At 50.8% G+C, this 17,952-nt stretch carries 17 protein-coding genes; 12 read left to right on the top strand and 5 right to left on the bottom strand.

All coding sequences use genetic code 11. The features are described from left to right. The first annotated feature begins 157 nt into the window (after positions 1-157). The 11 genes from ACQ0MK_RS16155 (at position 158) to ACQ0MK_RS16105 (ending at position 10,401) form a co-directional block, all read left to right on the top strand. Positions 158-973, top strand: a complete 816-nt coding sequence (locus ACQ0MK_RS16155) for a flagellin (RefSeq protein WP_430473470.1) — start codon at positions 158-160, stop codon at positions 971-973. Between the two features lie 77 nt (positions 974-1,050). Next, positions 1,051-2,739, top strand: a complete 1,689-nt coding sequence (gene fliD / locus ACQ0MK_RS16150; RefSeq protein ID WP_430473469.1) for a flagellar filament capping protein FliD — start codon at positions 1,051-1,053, stop codon at positions 2,737-2,739. Next, entirely contained in the window at positions 2,729-3,193 is a 465-nt protein-coding gene (locus ACQ0MK_RS16145) for a flagellar protein FliS (RefSeq protein ID WP_430473468.1), read from the top strand. Before fliD ends, ACQ0MK_RS16145 begins: the two co-directional genes overlap by 11 nt. A gap of 58 nt (positions 3,194-3,251) precedes the next feature. Then, complete coding sequence (locus tag ACQ0MK_RS16140; RefSeq protein WP_430473467.1) at positions 3,252-3,812, top strand: sigma-70 family RNA polymerase sigma factor; 561 nt, start codon at positions 3,252-3,254, stop codon at positions 3,810-3,812. 63 nt (positions 3,813-3,875) lie between these two features. After that, positions 3,876-4,565 (top strand): hypothetical protein, encoded by a 690-nt coding sequence (locus tag ACQ0MK_RS16135; RefSeq protein ID WP_430473466.1) that lies wholly within the window; start codon positions 3,876-3,878, stop codon positions 4,563-4,565. After that, positions 4,562-5,071, top strand: coding sequence for a hypothetical protein (locus ACQ0MK_RS16130; protein ID WP_430473465.1), 510 nt, complete (start codon positions 4,562-4,564; stop codon positions 5,069-5,071). Before ACQ0MK_RS16135 ends, ACQ0MK_RS16130 begins: the two co-directional genes overlap by 4 nt. Positions 5,072-5,182: 111 nt before the next feature. After that, complete coding sequence (locus tag ACQ0MK_RS16125; RefSeq protein ID WP_430473464.1) at positions 5,183-5,920, top strand: flagellar hook assembly protein FlgD; 738 nt, start codon at positions 5,183-5,185, stop codon at positions 5,918-5,920. Positions 5,921-5,937: 17 nt separating this feature from the next. Continuing rightward, a complete protein-coding gene (gene flgE, locus ACQ0MK_RS16120; RefSeq protein WP_430473463.1) occupies positions 5,938-7,233 on the top strand; it encodes a flagellar hook protein FlgE in 1,296 nt (431 codons plus the stop codon). A 12-nt stretch (positions 7,234-7,245) separates the two neighbouring features. Continuing rightward, complete coding sequence (locus ACQ0MK_RS16115) at positions 7,246-7,677, top strand: hypothetical protein (RefSeq protein WP_430473462.1); 432 nt, start codon at positions 7,246-7,248, stop codon at positions 7,675-7,677. 79 nt (positions 7,678-7,756) lie between these two features. Then, a complete protein-coding gene (gene flgK / locus ACQ0MK_RS16110; RefSeq protein WP_430473461.1) occupies positions 7,757-9,478 on the top strand; it encodes a flagellar hook-associated protein FlgK in 1,722 nt (573 codons plus the stop codon). An 11-nt stretch (positions 9,479-9,489) separates the two neighbouring features. Next, positions 9,490-10,401: a flagellin gene (locus ACQ0MK_RS16105; protein WP_430473460.1), complete on the top strand. Its 912-nt coding sequence runs from the start codon at positions 9,490-9,492 to the stop codon at positions 10,399-10,401. 22 nt (positions 10,402-10,423) lie between these two features. Here the strand turns inward: ACQ0MK_RS16105 and ACQ0MK_RS16100 are convergent, their stop codons facing one another. The 4 genes from ACQ0MK_RS16100 to ACQ0MK_RS16085 form a co-directional block, all read right to left on the bottom strand. Next, complete coding sequence (locus ACQ0MK_RS16100; RefSeq protein WP_430473459.1) at positions 10,424-11,191, bottom strand: substrate-binding periplasmic protein; 768 nt, start codon at positions 11,189-11,191, stop codon at positions 10,424-10,426. A 374-nt stretch (positions 11,192-11,565) separates the two neighbouring features. Further along, positions 11,566-13,191 carry a phosphoenolpyruvate carboxykinase gene (locus ACQ0MK_RS16095; protein WP_350045301.1) on the bottom strand — a complete coding sequence of 542 codons (1,626 nt, stop codon included), beginning with the start codon at positions 13,189-13,191 and terminating at the stop codon, positions 11,566-11,568. Positions 13,192-13,409: 218 nt separating this feature from the next. Continuing rightward, positions 13,410-14,168, bottom strand: a complete 759-nt coding sequence (locus ACQ0MK_RS16090) for a HugZ family protein (protein ID WP_430473458.1) — start codon at positions 14,166-14,168, stop codon at positions 13,410-13,412. Between the two features lie 138 nt (positions 14,169-14,306). Next, positions 14,307-14,510, bottom strand: coding sequence for a DUF1289 domain-containing protein (locus ACQ0MK_RS16085; RefSeq protein WP_430473457.1), 204 nt, complete (start codon positions 14,508-14,510; stop codon positions 14,307-14,309). 221 nt (positions 14,511-14,731) lie between these two features. Between ACQ0MK_RS16085 and ACQ0MK_RS16080 the strand changes: the two genes are divergently transcribed. After that, the gene (locus ACQ0MK_RS16080) at positions 14,732-15,349 is read left to right on the top strand and encodes an RNA methyltransferase (RefSeq protein WP_430473456.1); all 618 of its coding nucleotides are present in this window, start codon (positions 14,732-14,734) and stop codon (positions 15,347-15,349) included. Between the two features lie 158 nt (positions 15,350-15,507). Here the strand turns inward: ACQ0MK_RS16080 and ACQ0MK_RS16075 are convergent, their stop codons facing one another. Next, the gene (locus ACQ0MK_RS16075; protein ID WP_430473455.1) at positions 15,508-17,763 is read right to left on the bottom strand and encodes an anthranilate synthase component I; all 2,256 of its coding nucleotides are present in this window, start codon (positions 17,761-17,763) and stop codon (positions 15,508-15,510) included. Positions 17,764-17,952: the final 189 nt, after the last annotated feature.

The raw sequence follows: 17,952 nt of genomic DNA, 5'->3' as shown, positions 1-17,952 counted from the left end.
GTTATGAATCCCTGACACAAATTTGGGATGGGATTCAAAAAAACAAAAAAATCAGCGCCAGTTTTCTCTGCAGTAGCGCGTGTGCATCTGTAACGGCCCATCTTGGGGCGTTTTGGCAGGTAGGCCAAACAGGCATATCCATATAGGAGAGTTTAAAATGGCGAGTATTAACACAAACATGTCGGCCACCCTTGCGGTGTCGAACCTGAATAAGACCACCGATGAGATGACGTCGGTTCTGACCGCTATGTCGAGCGGCAAGTCGATCAATTCGGCATCGGATGATGCAGCGGGTCTTGCGGTTTATACGGCAATGTCGGTTGACTATGCCGCTTGGGAACAGGCTGGTGATAATGCCGAGGTTGCGACCGCAATCCTTGAGACTGCTGATGGTGGTCTATCGGAAATCGGTGACATTCTTGAACGTATGTATGAACTGGCGTCTCAGGCGGCATCCGGTTCGGTGACCGATACCGAGCGTGCATATCTTGATGACGAATACCAAGAATTGATTTTGCAGATCGATTCCATCGTTGATTCAACGACTTACTTTGATACGTCGTTGCTTGATGGCACGTATGACGAGTCCTTTACCGTTTCGGCAGATTCCAGTGTTGCTGCGATTGATGTCACGCTGGCGACAGCTTTTGATGCAGCAAGTCTTGGTCTTGCTGGTGATCTTACGAGCTCTACCAATTCCACCACAGAACTTACTGCGATTGAAGCCGCGGTTACGGATGTTTCATCGGGCCGGGCAACTGTGGGTGCGTTGATGTCACGTTTCGATTATGCCGCAGGCAACATCGAAACCGCGCAAACCAATCTTGAATCAGCAATGAGCGTCTATATGGATGCCGATATCGCGCAGCTTAGTGCGGATCAAACTGAACTGGGCGTGAAAATGGATTCAGCCATTCAGGCCTTGTCCGTTTCGAATGAGAATCTCGAGAAGCTTTCGCGTTTGCTGAGCTAACTCGTGACAGGGCCATCCGGTGTTTGAGAGCCCCCGGATGGCCCTGAATTTTTAACGGATGAGAAAAGGAGAAGAAGATGACGACGATTAATTCATCGACGACGTCAAGCTATGCTTCTTCATCCTATGTTTCGGGCCTGACAGACCTTGATACTGCTGAGCTGGTGCAGGATGCGTATGACGCAAAAATTGCGGTCGCCGACACTGTCGAAGCAGAAGTCGATGAAGTCGAACTCGAAATAGCCGCCTTTGAAGACCTTCAGACCTTGCTTGAGACATTAGAAGATGCGGCAGAGGCCCTTACCGCACAAACCGAACTTGAAAGTTCGCGTGATGATGTCTGGGTCAGCAAGTCTGCCTATTTGTCATCATCAGATGCCAATACGGATGCCTCCGATGTGGTTGGTGTCCTGATCGAGGATACCGCCGCAACAGGCAGTTACACCCTTGAAATTACGCAATTGGCAACCGCGCATAAACTGGGTGGTGATGTTTATGAGGATAGCACCGCAGAATTGGGGCTGACTGGTACTCTCAATTTACTCGCAGGTGACGATTACACGGCAGTTGATGTCGAAGTCACAGCCGATATGTCGCTTGATGATGTTGCCGATGCCATTAATGATCAGTCCGAAACATCCGGCGTTAAGGCAAGTGTCCTACAGATTTCTGATGACGAATATATGCTGGTCCTGTCTGCGGTCGATACCGGTCAGGAAATTACATTCGACACGGATGGCGCGGATACAACTCTGGCCCAGTCACTGGGGTTTGTTGATGGTACGGGTGCCTATAGCAACGAACTGGTTACTGCCGATCAGGCGATCTTTTCGATTGACGGTGTTGAAGTCACACGCAGCAGCAATACGGTTGATGACGTGATTGATGGGGTGACCCTGTATCTTTATGCAGAAGAAGCTGGCACAGAGATCACACTTGAAGTCGAAGAAGATGCCAGTACGGCCTATAGCGCGATTGAGGCATTTGTTGATGCCTATAACGAATTGCGCAGTTTCATCATTACCAATCAGGCCTATGAAGCCGGTGAAGGTGCGGATGAAGACGCCGTTTTGTTTGGCGACAGCCTTTTAAGTTCGGTGTCCTCGACGGTCTACAGTGCTCTATCATTTTCGACAGATGGCGACACGTATTCGTCACTGGCATCTATCGGCATTACCCTTGATGACAGCAACTATCTTGTCATTGACGAAGAGGTGCTTGAAGAAGCGTTGGTGTCAAATTTCGACAATGTTGCAAACCTGTTTTCCTATTCCGGTGACACGGATTCGGATGATCTTTTGGTGTCCAAAGCAGACGGATCTTATACCGGGACTTTCACTGTTGATATTGTGACGGATGCAGATGGCAATATCACATTGGCGAGTGTGGGTGGGGATAGCAGCGTCTTTACCATCACTGACAACAAGTTGGTCGGTGCGGTGGGTAGTGATTACGAAGGTGTCACGCTTTTCTTTGGTGGCGAGACGTCCCAAAGCGTTGAAGTCACGATTTCCAGTGGTCTTGCATATGATCTTAATAACGCACTTGATCGTTATACCGACAGTTCTGATGGATTGATTGCCACCCGTCTTGAGCGCCTTGAAGAGCAGGTCGGTGATCTTGAAGACGAAGTCGATGACATTACGACGGGTGCTGAAGAATACGCTGCCAAATTGACCGAGCGATATTCCGCGATTGAAACCAAGCTTTATCAGTTACAGCTGTTGCGTGAACAACTTGAAGCCTTGTGGGGTGATGATGACTAATTACACAGCGACTGCCGTGCAGGCCCATCGTTACGCGGGGGCCAGTGGGCACTATAACAACGCGCTGCGCACGACTTCACCAGTGGCAATGATGGTAATTGCGATTACGAAAACCCGTCATCATTTGCGCAATGCCTTACAGCACCGTGAGAATAAAAAGTTTGATCTTGAAAGCCAGGAAAAGGCGTTGGTGGTCAAACGGTTAAAGGCGTTGCAGGCCTGCGTCGCCCCCGAAAATGCGCCAGAATTATCACGAGATCTCTTTGCCTTTTATGCCAGAATGATTAAATTGCTTGCACGTAATCGCAGGGACGCTTCCATGGAGGAACGTTACGCAGTCATTGACCGCAACCTGCAAGAGCTTGCGCGCGAATGGGAAAAATTCTCGAAAGTCGATCCAGGTAGGACTGTTCACGCCCAATCAGGGCATTCGGTGATCGGAACAGTGTTGTGAGGGACATTTGAGTGTAGGTCTTCGCCAAGCAGTGTCGGCAAGCTCTGATACGTCGGACATGACATCAGCTAAAGAAGTTCTCAGTGAACTCGATGATAACGCTCTTGTTGCACACATGGTGGACGGCAATAAGGGTGCCTATCGTGTGATTGTTGAACGTTATTATCGCGGGATTGTCGGGATCGCCCGAAGAATGGGACTGGTTAGCGGTGATGCCGAAGATGTCGCACAGGATGTATTCGTGCGTGTTTGGCTACATCGCGAGAAATGGCGTGCAGATGGGGGAGCGACTTTCAAGACCTGGCTTTATCGTGTGGCGGTGAACCGAGTTATTGACCTTAAGCGCAAACCGCAATTTGTCGGCGGCACGGAACTTGACGAGGTTCCTGATGAAGCTATGTCAGCTGTCGACAGGCTTGCCCAACATCAGGAATTCAAGCGATTGCGTATCGCGATTAAAAAATTGTCAGACCAACAACAAATTGCCATCAATCTGTTTTATGATCGCGAGTTGTCTAATCAAGAAGCTTCTACGATTATGGGTGTATCGGTCAATGCAATGGAATCACTGTTGAAACGTGCCCGTAAGCGTTTACGTGAAGAGTTGAAAACAATCTGATATACGACTAGTTTTAAGTCCTGTTCGAACAGGTAAGTTCGTCCTATGAAAAAGCGGTGTGCTGTGAGAATCGAACAATTCGAAGAATTACTGGATCAGTATGGCTGGGACTTGATGTCCTGGCCTGAAGTGTTACGTCGAGAAGCAAACGTTTTGATCGCGCAGGATGCAAATGCTGCAGAGTTGCTGCGTTCATTGCGCTCGGTCGAAGACATTCTTGCAGACGATCCGTTGCCGATGAGCAAGCATAAAGCAATCGACGATATCTTTGCTGCGATTGAGGTCGAAGAAACCCAAATTGCCAAAATGGATCAAACGGTTGCTCATGATCCGAATGACCATTTCAAACCGATTGATGGCCGACCGAAATCGCGTGCTCATTTGACTGTGACAAATGCGACCCCGGTTGGGGGGGCGCCTACGCGGAAAACCTATCCGACGAAATCATCTGTTTCCCCGGTCAATTCGGCAATTTCCAATGATGCTGCGCATTTTGGTGGTCGCACCAAGGGCATGTTGGGCCTGTTGGGCAAGAGCATGTTTTCGGGTGTGGGTATGGTGGTTTGCATTTTGGCGGGATTTGCATTTGGCGTTACCATGACAGTGCAACAAGGTCGTCAAGTCACGGCACAGGCAGATGAAGTTGAGATGGTTGATCTTTTTTATGCCCTTGAGCCGGCCCCGACGGATCAAGGTGCACAACAACCCGAAAAAAGTGGCGACTTGTCTGAGCAGGGAGGGAAGGCAGAATGAGCTTTGCATTCCGTCGTGTGTCATCAATGCGCAAATTGATGTGGGCATCGCTGGCCGTGAACCTGTTCTTGATTGGTGCGCTTGCCGGTAGTGTGGCTACGGGGCTTCCGCTGTTTCACAGTTTCAAGCGCCCGCCCTCACCACCCGGTTTTGACGGCGGTGGAGGTGATCCACCCGGTGTACGGATGTTAAATAATGTGCGCAGCCGCCTGAGCGATGAAGGCAAAATGATCTTCGATGCCGAGTTCCGCGACTTAATCGAAGATATGCGAAACCACCCTGACCCGCGTATGCTGATCGATCAACTGCGCGAAACGCTTGAACAATCAAATGTATCGGATGCAGAAATTCGTGCGGCGTATGAAGTTCTGAAAAGGGCGATTGGCGATGATGTGGGCAACATGCTTGATAGTATGGCCAATGTTGCTGTCAAACTTTCGTCGGAAGACCGGTTGCAAATGACTTTGATTGGTCCGGGCGGAATGCCACCACCAAGACGGGATTAGGGGCAGAACCCAAATCATGTTGTTGAATATCAAGGGATGCGAAAGCATCCCTTTTTTTATTTCAGAAAGTTGAGAACTTTTTGCGCCAGTTTTCGCTGAACCCACCGTGCAATGAACATAGACGCCTTAAATCGTTTTTGTCCGGAGTTGGTGATGAGTTTTCTCAGCAGTCTTACATTAGATAGTCTGACGTCCTCGACCACAACGTCGAGCAGTGCCACAACGTCTTCGACGACGAGCGATGACTCGACGTACGAAACATATATGACGTTGTTGCTGACCACGTTGGAAAATCAAGATCCGACTGATCCGGAAGATGTTTCGGAAATTACCACCCAGTTGGCGACGTTCGAGCAGCTTGAACTGGCCGAACAAAATAACACCCTGTTGTCCAATCTGTCTGAGTCGCTTTCAGCCCTTCAGGGGGTTGTCGATGACAGTGCAGCACAGGCTTATCTCGGGACCGATATCGTTGCTGTCGGCGATACGGCCCCACTCGAAGATGGTGAAGCCGAATGGTATTACGTCCTGGATGATGACGCCTCAAGTGTCACGGTGACGGTGACCGATGAAGACGGAAATACCGTCTATGAGACAACCGAGACCGGTTCTGAAGGCACGAATAATTTCATCTGGGATGGCACCACCGATGCGGGTGGAACGGCAAGTTCGGGGATTTACACCCTGTCTGTCAGTGCTGTTGATTCCGATGGAAATTCCATTGATTCCGAAATTTTGATGACTGGTGTTGTGTCGGCACTCGATCTCACTGGCGATGAAGCTGTTCTGTATGTGAACGGGGTCGATGTTTCGATCTCTGACGTACAGGGCACGCAAACGGCTTCCTGAAACAAAGGATCGAACCCATGAGCCTCAGTAGCGCCCTGAATTCCGCCGTTTTAGGTCTGAATGCACAATCGACATCGCTTGGCATCATTTCCGGGAACATCGCCAACAGTGAAACTGTCGGCTATAAAGATAGCACAGCTGCTTTTTCATCATTGGTGACAACGCCCGGATCAACCACCCAAGGTTATTCGAATGGTGTAACGACCTCGACCCTGACCAATGTAACGTCACAGGGTTTGATCGAGTCAGACAACACCGCGACCAGTCTTGCGATTTCAGGCGATGGTTACTTTGTTGTCACCGATGGGAATGGCGATACCTATTATACCCGTGCGGGTGATTTTTCGACCGATTCTGACGGCGATCTTGTCAATAGCTCTGGCTATTACCTGATGGGTTACGCGCTGAATTCCGATGGAGATTCGGCGTCGGGTACGGTGCCAACCAGCACCTCGGCTCTTTCGACCATCAACCTTGATGAACTGACAGGTACAGCCGAAGCAACCAGCGAAGCGTCAATTGTTGCCAACTTGCCCGCTGATGCAGATATCGGTGACAGCTTTGCGATTGATGTCGAGATTTTTGACAGTCTGGGCACGAGTCACACGGTTACGTACAATTTCAGCAAGACGGCTGCAAATGAATGGGAACTGGATTATTCCGATCCGGTTTTGACATCAGACGGGACGACCGTTACCGGAACGTCTGCTGGTGGGCCGCTTACCATTTCCTTTGATTCAGACGGGCAGCTTGACTCTATCGTCGATGGTGGCGGTACGGATGTGACCGATAGTGCAACGCTGACCGTGACCGGTTGGACGACCGGGGCATCTGATAGCACGGTTGTCACGGACATGGGAACGGCTGGCGACAATGATGGACTAGTGCAATATGCATCGGACGATGAAGATGGCGACATGACGCTGTATTCGGTGGACCAGAACGGATCGAACTTTAGTGAGATTTCGGAAATCGCGATCTCTGGTGACGGTGTTGTTTCTGTGACCTACGAAAACGGCGAAAGCGAGCCAGTCTATCAGATCGTGTTGGCCGATTTTGCCAATGCCGATGGCCTGACGGGCTATAGCGATACGGTGTTTAAGGAAAGCAACACGTCAGGGTCATACGTTCTGAAAACGCCCGGCGATGGCGGAACCGGTACGATTTCGGACTATTCGCTTGAAAGTTCGACCGTGGATACGACCACGCAGTTTTCAAAAATGATTGTCGCACAGCAGGCCTATTCGGCCGCCGCCCAGGTGATTTCAACCACCAGCGATATGTATGACACCCTGATTTCATCTGTGAATTAAGGCGAGGCTGACATGACCGCAATCACCGCAACCGTTCAAACCGTTCCAGAAGATGATGACAAAATCAAAAGCATCATGACCCGCCTTACCCGTCTTCTTGACGTCGAATGGCGGATACTTGAACAGGCACAGTACGATCTTCTGCCCGACATCACGGCTGAAAAGAACCTTCTGGAAGAAGAACTGCATTCCGAACTGGCCATGCAGCGCAAGGCTAAGTCCGGTAACCCGCATGCCGGTTTGATCGTTGATTTTGAGATGGTCAAAACCCTGCGGGCGAAGCTTGATCGCAATAATGTTCGGCTTAAGGCCAAGCGTGACGCATGCCTGAAGCGTATTCGCGCCGGTTGGGCCGCGACGGCAGGAGACGGTTCTACTTCCTATGATCAGCAGGGTGATCTGCGCGCTAAATCCAACCAGAAAATCTTCAATCTCAAGATGTGAAATCTGAAAATATGACCGGTATTTTCTAGCCGGTTTCATCCATCTCACACCATTTGGTCAGGTTCCGATAGGTCCCGTCATGTCAATCCGTGCTGCACAATCATCTGCTCTAAGCGCCTTGCAGTCGAGTCAGGCCGGGATCAGTGTGTCTTCGGAAAATATCGCCAACGCGTCGGTCGAAGGCTACACCGCAAAATCGCTTAGTCTGGCAAGCAGTGTTACCACTGGATCAGCAACCGGTGTGACGGTGACTTCGGTTGGATCAACGGTTGATAGTTATCTTTTAAAATCGATTAGCGAAGCGGCATCTGAAAGTGGCTATGCATCCGTGTTTGAAAGCCCACTTGAAATGGTGGCGACCGGGTTTGGCGATGTTGGGGATGATGGGGCGATTTCGACCCAGATTGCCGATCTTGAAACAGCGCTTGCCGCCCTTGCAGTTAGTTCCGATAGCCAATCTGAAAAATCAACAGCACTTAGTCAGGCAAATGCGATTGCAGACGAGCTGAACAACCTGTCGAGCACCGTACAGGCGCAGCGCGCAAGTGCAGATCAGTCGATTGAAGATACGGTGGATCAGATCAATGATCTTTTGAATGAAATTCAATCCTATAACAATCAGTTGAACGGATCGGACACCACGACCCTTGCGACCAGTGAACTTGAAGATGCCCGAACACAGGCGATCAATGATCTGTCTGAACTGATTGATATTAGCTACTACACCAATGATTCCAATTCGACACAGATTTATGTCGGGGGAACATTGGTGGTCGGAAGTCAGGTGCAGCAACTGTCCTATAACGCGGTTGGGGCAGTCAATGACGAGACAACGTTTTCCGATATCACGGTCAACGGCAATTCGATCATGGACGACATCTCGGGCGGTAGCTTGGGCGGTTTGATTGAACTGCGCGATGAAACGTTGCCCGACATCCAAGCAGAACTGGATAATCTTGCCACCACCCTGATGGACAGCATCAATGCGGTGACCAATCTTGGAACGGCATTTCCTGCGCCCAGTGAGTTGGTGGGAACAGAAGAAACAGACGTCACGGATGCTTTTAGCGGGACCGGGACAGTGCGCCTTGCTGCGACCGATGACGATGGCAATGCTGTCGAGGTTCTTGAGATTGATCTGAGCACGATTGCGACCGTGCAAGATCTTGTTGATGCGATAAACGGGTCAACCTATTTGAGCGCATCGGTAGGCAGTGACGGCACATTGGAAATTGCCACATCGGATGATGATTACGGTGTTTCGATCATGAATATGGATGCCAGTGTCGGTGCGGATGGGCAGGGTTTATCCGATTATTTCGGCCTGAACGACATGTTTACCGGTGATGATGCCAGCGATATTTCGGTTAATTCCGTGTGGCTTGATGACACCAGCAATCTTCCGGTTGGGTCGGGGGCGGATGACGCGACCCTTGCGGTGGGCGACAGTGTTATTTCATCAGGCAGTTCCGATATTGCCGAGGCGCTTGCAAACCTGTTTGACGAAAATATCAGTTTTGATACGGCTGGGAATCTTGGGTCCACCAAAACGACCTTGTCTGATTACGCTGCCGAGATTTTATCAGATGTCGCACAACAGGCTTCGACTGCTGAAACAGAAGCGAGTGTTGCGACAAGCGCATATGAAGAGTTGGTCGAAAGTTTTTCAAACCAGTACGGTGTTAATACCGATGAAGAAGCCCTGACACTGAGCAATCTTGAAAGTGCCTATGAAGCCGCCGCCGCGATTTTGGAAATCACCCAGTCGTTGATGGACACATTGCTTGAAGCAGTCAGGTAAGGGGTCAAAATATGAGAGTTTCCACAGCCGCAATGCAGCAGAATATGCTTAGTCAAATTCGTTCGGTACAGACACAGCTTGCCGAAGCCACCGAACAATCAAGTTCGGGAGTAAAGGCAGATTCCTATTCCGGGGTGGCAGATAATTCTTATGTTATTGCCACGTTAAGTGCCGAAATATCAGAAGCATCGGCTTATGCCGATATTGCCGAAGAAATCCAGACCAGGGTCGAGGTATATTATTCCACCTTGAATGACATGGTTGATATTCTTACCGACATGACGTCAGATTTATCGGGTGCCTTAAGCACCGGGACCGATCAGGCATTTGGGATAAATGAATCGGCGGCTGCTGCGCTTGAAACCTTCGCATCTCTTTTAAATACTCAGTATGAAGGTCGGTATATCTATGCCGGATCGGCGTCTGATAGTGCGCCGGTTTCTGTTGACACGGCTGATTACGCAGTCATCACCAGCCCATCTACGACGGATCTTAGTTACTATTCAGGCAATGACGACATTTCCTCGGCCAAGGTGGCAGATGGCACAACAATTGAATATGGCATTACCGCCCAAGAAGACGCGTTTGAACAGGCCTTGCGTGCGCTAAACCTTGCGGGGAATGCAAGTTCAGATCCGGTTGACGAAGATGCCCTAAGCGAAGCAATGGAACTGGTTGAAATGGCGGTGGCAGGCCTGTCCGAGCTGCAAAATCAGGTGTCTTATACCCAGGATCAACTTGAATCTGTGGTCGATATGCATACCGATTTTCAATTGGCCGCCGAAAGCACAGTCACAAATCTAAGTGATGTTGACCTAGCGGAAGCCGTGGTGACCTTGGAAACTTTATCGATACAGCTTGAGGCGTCTTATTCAGTAACCTCTCAGATTACCAAGATGTCGCTGTTTGAATATTTGCGCTGATTTGGTGAGGATCAACTTTGGGTTACTGAATTTGATCCGGTGACAGGGTGTCAGCTTCGGGCGTAGTTCCGTATTTTGCAAGAATCTTTTCATATAGGCCATTCTCGCGGATTGTCTGTAAACCAAGATTAAATTGCGCCATCAATGCCTCTGAACCATCAATATTCTTGGTGATGCAGGAGTAATACGGATTATTGGCAGCAATTTTGGTTTTGACCGATGACATGTCCGGTGTGGTGTCGTCGCTATGTTTAATCAGGTAATCGATCGGCGACTTGAATGACAGTACCGCATCCAATCGCCGTGATAGCAGCAAGTTAATCAAGGTGGCCTCGCTATTGGCCGTGATAACGTCAAGACCGGCATCTCGGGCGATGGCTTCAAGGCTATAGCCATTGACGATGCCAATCGTCATGTTGCGGGCATCTTCAACCGTGTTAACGGCATCAAGTATTTCTTGTTGGGTTGCATAAACGGCGATCCGGACACGGCCAAGCAGATCGGAAAATAGAAAGTCTTTTTCACGTTCCGGCAAATAGCTGCACGAACATAAGCCATCGACTTGCCCTGTCTTGGCAAGGAAGTAGGCCCGTTTCCATGGATAGAACGGGGTGATCAGGGTGATGTTTCGTGTGGCAAATGCAGCTCTTAGAATCTCAACATCATAGCCTGGTTCAGAAGCCATCTCGGAGATCTTTGACGGGGGGAACGGGTTGCAGGCAAGTGTCACGGTTGTGTGCTTGCCTGCCGGTGATATCAGAGAGTTTTGGGCATGTCCTGGGGAGGGCATTGCGACGAGTATTGCAAAACACAGGCAACAGAGCGCAATGACCCATTCTCGGGGATGTTTCTCGCCCAGAGGGTATCCTTTGTCTATCACGCCTTTTGCGGATAGGCGCAAAGATGCACTTGGAAAATGAGCCGTTACGGGCATTGACTTTCCCAGATTAAAGGGTCGTTGTTTTTCAACAAGATCAGCATGCTATCACGATGTTCGGAGTTGTGTATTCAATCTATCGTATAAGGATCACCACCCGCACCCGCCCGTACTTGGGGCAGGATCACGCGATATTTGGGTATGATGATGTGTAATATGGGGAACGATCAGGACATAAAAAAGGCCGGTGCAATGCACCGGCCTTCTCGGATCGTTTGGGGAACAGATTACTCTGCTGCTTTGACTTCTGCGCTGCTGCGGATCGCTGATTCGCGCACATCGTCGGTGACATGTTCTTCGAACTTCGTGAAATTCTTTTCAAACAGGCCGGTCAGGTTGGCAGCCGCCTTGTCATAGGCTGCTTTGTCTTTCCAGCTATCACGCGGGTTCAGAACTTCTGCCGGAATGTCACCACATGCGGTCGGGTATGCCAGACCGAAATACGGATCGGTTGCAAATTCGGTATTTTCAAGTTCACCGTTCAGGGCTGCATTCAGCAGACCACGGGTGTAACCGATCTTCATCCGTGAACCCGTACCATAGCCGCCACCGGACCAGCCGGTATTGACCAGCCAGCAATTGGCCTGATGTTTTTCCATCAATTCACCAAGAAGCTTGGCATAGACGGATGGGTGACGCGGCATGAACGGGGCACCAAAGCAGGCAGAAAATGCTGCGGTTGGTTCTTTAACACCCTTCTCGGTGCCAGCAACTTTCGCAGTGTAACCCGACAGGAAGTGATACATAGCCTGTGCCGAGGTCAGTTTGGCAATCGGCGGCAAAACACCAAACGCATCACAGGTCAGCATGATGATGTTTTTTGGATGCGCACCACGGCCATCGGCCGATGCATTCGGAATGAATTCGATCGGATAGGAAGAGCGGGTATTTTCGGTGTGACGGGCATCGTCGAGATCAAGCTCGCGCGATTGTTTGTTCATCACAACGTTTTCAAGAACGGTGCCGAAACGCTCGGTGGTCGCGTAAATTTCCGGTTCGGCTTCTTTGGAAAGTTTGATGACTTTCGCGTAGCAGCCGCCTTCAAAGTTAAACACGCCATCTTCGCCCCAGCCATGCTCATCATCACCGATCAGGGTGCGTGATGCGTCAGCAGACAAGGTGGTTTTACCGGTGCCCGACAGGCCAAAGAACACGGCGGTGTCGCCGTCTTTGCCCATGTTAGCCGAGCAATGCATCGGCATGACGCCTTTGGCCGGAAGGATATGGTTGAGAACCGAGAAGATCGATTTCTTCATTTCGCCGGCATACCAGGTGCCGCCGATGATGACCATTTTACGTTCGAAGCTGACCATCACGAAAACTTCGGAACGGGTGCCATCGACTTCCGGGTCTGCCTGAAGGCCCGGTGCGTGCAGAATGGTGAATTCCGGTGCGAAATCACGAAGTTCTTCTTTTTGCGGCTGAATAAACATGTTGCGCGCAAAAAGGTTATGCCATGCATTTTCGTTGATCACGCGCACCGGCAGGCGGAAGCGCGGGTCAGAACCGGCAAAGCAATCTTGAACGAAAAGTTCGGTGCCCTGGAAATATGCGCGCACTTTTTGATACAGGCGCTCAAACACTTCCGGGCTGACCGGGCGATTTACGTCGCCCCAATCAATGTCTGCCTTGGTGCTGTCTTCTTCGACAACAAAACGGTCCAACGGGGAACGGCCGGTATGTTCGCCGGTCAGTGCGACGAAGGCACCACCTTTGGCGATTTTGCCTTCGTTGCGACGGATCGCGTGTTCGTAAAGGCCGGCAGCGTCAAGGTTCCAGTGAACGGCGCCAAGGTTTTTGAGGCCATGAGTTTCAAGGCCTACACGGCTGACAACGGGTCCTGATTGCAGCACGAATCTCTCCTGGTGGGAATTAAAAGTTGGGGGTTAAATCTTAATTCTACACAACAAGTTGTGGGAAACTTACTGCGTTGAGACATATTGTTACAAAGGTGTCTTAAAAGCAACTGGTCCTTTTGCCTAATACCAAGGAAAACGTAGGGTATTTTGCGATTGTGAAAATTCTATGTTCATGGTTGAGGATTAAATTTTCATAATACAAATAGTGTGATTTATGCGCGCGAAATTTTGCTCATTTTGACCAAAATTCGACGTGTGTCAGATGGATTTAGCACCGTTTGTGGAAACTCGATTCTGATGGTCGAAGAGTCAGGCAAATCGGTCCCTAAAACCATGCCGTCGCAATCAATTGAAATCATCTTCCAGCCCGGCTGTTTCGGGTGGCCTGTTTGGTGGGCGACAATGTCGGCAATAGCGTCAAGATGGTCTGCATTCATATGACCCACAATATGATCGTGACTTTCGCGGAGTGATTGACAGTCATCAACAATGAATTGCGCGCCAGACAGACGACGCTGTTTGCCAAATCCACCAACCCAATAGGCGGCCTCGACTGCAACACGGTAAAAACCGAAATCGCCAAAGTCGACATATTGTGCCGCATCAGGATTGGTCAGAAGATAGCGTTTCCGTATGTCGGCGGACGTGGTCGGCATGGCGCGCCCAAACAGGGTAAGGCGGGGATGATCCGTTTCGATCCGTGATGCATCATTGCTTGCAGGATCAGATCCCGTGAAAAGCATCGAAAGTCTGGCATCTGCCTTTAAATGACGGGTGTGATCAGCCAGATCGGAAATCAACAGGATCGGTGCGCCATCAAGATCGATTGCCGGAACAACCATGGATGCGACCGGCCACCCGTCGTCGACCTGCTTATGCCCGATGGCCGTTGTGGCAAGGACTGCACTACGCGATGTCCGGCACAATCGGCGAAGGTCGCTCGCGGCAGCAACAGGGGTTTCGGGGGACATGGTGCATTCCCTTTTTAGGAGGCATTTATCTTGCCGGATATGGCAGGATCGGTCAGTTACGTATGGTGTCGGTTGTGAAGATTGAGGCAAAAAAAACTGATCGATTGAATATAAATATATCTGACCAAAGAGACGTTTTTAGGAAACGTTGATGGCTGATTTTTCGGTCGTGCCTTTCATCTGGCCTCGGCGTTGTTTGACCTTGCCAAGAACGCGCTTTTTAGCCCCGTCACTTAATCCCATCCACGCACCGATTTCCTCGCCTGTGCGAAAACAGCCGACACAGTAACCGGCTTTCGGATCAAGGACACAGGTGCCGATGCAAGGTGATTTGACTGTCATTTTAAATCTTGAAACCGTTTAGGCTGCTCTTTCGTCATAAAAAACAGGTTTACCCCGCCGGATCAAGAGATGTGCTGTGCGCGTGACGGTGCGGCCACTGTTTACTGGCCGGTTACTTGCCATATTATTCCCATAAGGGTATAGCCCGTTCCACGTTTTGTTCATGGAGTTGATATCGCACGTGTTGAGCACTGGCGACAACGTGCGGCACGGAGGAAGATATGCGCGGCTATTTCGGGATTGGAATTGAAGGGGCAAGCAAGCCTTTGAATGTGGGCACCCTGTTTCGTTCTGCCCATGCTTTTGGCGCAAGTTTTGCGTTTACGGTTGATGCGGATTTCCGAGAGGAACGTTCAAATATCACCGATACGTCAAAGTCTGCCGAACAAATGCCGTACTATCATTTCCCCAATCACGATAATTTTTTCCTGCCGTCGGGATGCCGGATGGTCGGGATTGAATTAACGCCCGATGCGATTGAACTGCCCAGTTTCAAACATCCATCGCAAGCGGCCTATATCCTTGGCCCGGAACGTGGAAACCTGTCACAGGGCATGCAGGATAAATGTGATTTCATCATCAAAATCCCCATGAGCTTTTGCGTCAATGTCGCGATTGCCGCCAATATTGTGATGTATGATCGTTTGATCAGTCTGGGCCGGTTTGCCCCGCGCCCGGTGCGTGCCGGTGCCCCGACCGAACCGAAACCCGAAGGCCAATATGGCGGCTGGATTTCGCGCACCCGCGAAAAACGCATCAGCAATCCGGAAAAGTTCCGCAAGGCCCCACCACCTGACTATAGCGTGATTGATGGCGATCTGGATGACGAAGACGCTTAAGGCATTGGTCGGATAAGTATCTTTCCAGAACTGAAAGATCGCAAAAAAAAGCAACGGCCGCGAGGGAGGAGAGCGGCCGCTGCTGTGTATGATCTGTGCTTTGTTGCGCCATTCACAGGGGGCCTTGGCACAGCACAGATCAGGTGCAAATGTAATCGTCAGGCTGCCTTTGCGTCAGTTGGCTGCGATTTATCGGGGTCTTTATCGTCTTCCTCGTCTGGCAGTCGTCCATGCGGATTGCGGAGCAAATTCGCGATCATGCGCATTCCAACATCGCCTTGCAGGGTTAACAGGCTTTCCGGATGGAATTGTACCGCACTGATCGGAAGACTGCTGTGACGAATGCCCATGATCACGCCATCATCACTACGTGCGGTGACGGTCAAATCGGCGGGCAGTTCGGCGGCCTTGGCAAACAGTGAATGATAACGCCCGACAACAATGTCTTCAGGCAGACCTTCAAATAGGGGGTCGTTTGTATCGAGTTTCACCTTTGACGGTTTGCCATGCATCGGTGTGACAAGTTGTCCAAGGGTGCCGCCGAAAAATTCGACAATCCCCTGCAAGCCAAGGCACACCCCAAACACCGGTAAACCAGCGGCCAGCGCACGTTCAATACTGTCGCGCAGATGATAATCATCTGGCCGTCCGGGACCGGGCGACAGAAACACAAGATCAGGTTTGAAATCATCAAAGGCTTCATCCGGGAAGCCCGGACGTAGGGTCAGAGTTTCAGCACCCGTCGCACGGATATAGCTTGCCAGATTCTGAACAAAGCTGTCTTCGTGATCGATTAGAAGCACGCGTTTTCCGAGCCCCGAACTTGCCGGATCAATAGTGATTTCATCCTTGGCATCACGGGTGACAGCGTCAATCATTGCGGATGCTTTGAGCACGGTTTCGGCTTCTTCGGCCTCAGACACGCTGTCATAAAGCAATGTTGCACCAGCACGGACTTCGGCGACGCCCTGTTTTAACCGCACTGTGCGCAGTGTCAGTCCGGTGTTGAGGTCCCCATTGCAGAGAACCGCGCCAATCGCCCCGCCATACCATGCGCGTGAACTGCGTTCGACGGCTTCGATATGTTTCATGGCCGCCCGTTTTGGCGCACCAGTGACGGTTACAGCCCAGCAATGGGTCAGGAAGGCATCAAGCGCGTCAAACCCATCGCGCAGGCGACCTTCGACGTGATCGACGGTGTGGATCAGGCGGGAATACATTTCGATCTGACGACGACCCAGAATGCGGATGCTGCCGGGTTTGCAGACGCGTGCCTTGTCGTTGCGATCAACATCGGTGCACATGGTCAGTTCCGACTCATCTTTGGTCGAATTCAGCAATGTGCGAATGTTTTCAGCATCCTCGATCGCATCACGCCCGCGCGCAATCGTGCCCGAAATCGGGCAGGTTTCGATGCGCTGTCCTTTGACACGGACATACATTTCCGGTGATGCACCAATCAGATGTTCACCGTCGCCTAGGTTGATCAGAAAACCATACGGGGCAGGGTTGCGGCGTTTAAGGCGGCGGAAAATTTCTGAGGGTGCGGTGGCACAAGGGGTTCGGAAAACGCGGCTGGGGACGACTTCAAATAATTCACCACGGGCAAAGCGCGGTTTGGTTTCATCGACGATGGCGGCGTATTCGCCGGTTTCCATATCGTTTTCAACCACAGCATTGTTGCCACGCGATGGCGGGTGGGGTTGCGAGATCCGTTCACACCCAACCGTGCTGCGTCCGTCGGGGGCGATGAATTCATATTCGATTTTGGTTGCAACCCGGGATGCATGATCGACCGTGATCAACTGATCGGGCATGAACAGATGGATGTCTTTGTGGTCCGATGGGCGGTCTTGGGTCAGATTGATCTGTTCGAAATGAAGCGCGATGTCATAGCCAAATGCCCCATACAGACCAAGGCGTTCATCGCCCTTATGGCCAAACAGATCACGGAGTGCACGGACGACTGAAAACAGACTTGGTTGTTGGCTGCGTTCTTCTTCGGGGAACCAGGAAGCCGGGGTTTTAACCACGCCATAAAGACCATTTTCGCCGTTGGTGAGGCTATCGATATGCGGGTGATTGCCCAGAGTATCGGCGATGATATCAAGCAAGATCTGCCCGCGATCATTTAAGGCCCGGACGGTAAAGCCGCGTTCGCGTCCGACAATTTCAAGCGGAGGTGCATCAAACCCCATATCCCAGCGTGAATAGCGACCCGGAAACTCGTAACTTGATGACAGCAAAACACCCTTGGTCTGATCAAGGGCGTCAATCAGGCCTTCGGTTGCGTTTTCATAGGTGACGGTCGTCATGTGGCGAATGACCGAAACACCGCCATCGGTGGTGTAGCGATATTCGCTACTTTCATTGGCGTCTTTGGAAATGCCGGTTTCCTGATGTGGGGTCGTCACGTCTGTTACTCCTGTGTGCGCCGTGCAGCAGGAGGATTGTGATCATCAGAAAGAAAAGAAGGTCTGAAAACACAAAGCCGCCTGCAAGAATGAGGCGGCCGGTATGATTAGGGCATGTGTTTTGGCCGCCCGCTTATGCGAGCCACCACCAACGATTGGAAATGCGAATTGGGTTCATGCCGTGTGTTT

The sequence above is a fragment of the Thalassospira lucentensis genome (assembly GCF_050516545.1).
GTDB lineage: Bacteria > Pseudomonadota > Alphaproteobacteria > Rhodospirillales > Thalassospiraceae > Thalassospira > Thalassospira lucentensis_C.
Note: the sequence above shows the minus strand (reverse complement) of the source record. Positions and strands in the feature narration are given on the sequence as shown.

Coding starts and splice junctions, on each gene's coding strand:
- ACQ0MK_RS16080 (WP_430473456.1), top strand. CDS start 14,732: ATGCGCGGCTATTTCGGGATTGGAATTGAAGGGGCAAGCAAGCCTTTG.
- ACQ0MK_RS16085 (WP_430473457.1), bottom strand. CDS start 14,510: ATGACAGTCAAATCACCTTGCATCGGCACCTGTGTCCTTGATCCGAAA.
- flgK (WP_430473461.1), top strand. CDS start 7,757: ATGTCAATCCGTGCTGCACAATCATCTGCTCTAAGCGCCTTGCAGTCG.
- ACQ0MK_RS16105 (WP_430473460.1), top strand. CDS start 9,490: ATGAGAGTTTCCACAGCCGCAATGCAGCAGAATATGCTTAGTCAAATT.
- ACQ0MK_RS16140 (WP_430473467.1), top strand. CDS start 3,252: ATGACATCAGCTAAAGAAGTTCTCAGTGAACTCGATGATAACGCTCTT.
- ACQ0MK_RS16090 (WP_430473458.1), bottom strand. CDS start 14,168: ATGTCCCCCGAAACCCCTGTTGCTGCCGCGAGCGACCTTCGCCGATTG.
- ACQ0MK_RS16100 (WP_430473459.1), bottom strand. CDS start 11,191: ATGCCCTCCCCAGGACATGCCCAAAACTCTCTGATATCACCGGCAGGC.
- ACQ0MK_RS16155 (WP_430473470.1), top strand. CDS start 158: ATGGCGAGTATTAACACAAACATGTCGGCCACCCTTGCGGTGTCGAAC.
- ACQ0MK_RS16145 (WP_430473468.1), top strand. CDS start 2,729: ATGATGACTAATTACACAGCGACTGCCGTGCAGGCCCATCGTTACGCG.
- ACQ0MK_RS16125 (WP_430473464.1), top strand. CDS start 5,183: ATGAACATAGACGCCTTAAATCGTTTTTGTCCGGAGTTGGTGATGAGT.
- ACQ0MK_RS16115 (WP_430473462.1), top strand. CDS start 7,246: ATGACCGCAATCACCGCAACCGTTCAAACCGTTCCAGAAGATGATGAC.
- ACQ0MK_RS16130 (WP_430473465.1), top strand. CDS start 4,562: ATGAGCTTTGCATTCCGTCGTGTGTCATCAATGCGCAAATTGATGTGG.
- fliD (WP_430473469.1), top strand. CDS start 1,051: ATGACGACGATTAATTCATCGACGACGTCAAGCTATGCTTCTTCATCC.
- flgE (WP_430473463.1), top strand. CDS start 5,938: ATGAGCCTCAGTAGCGCCCTGAATTCCGCCGTTTTAGGTCTGAATGCA.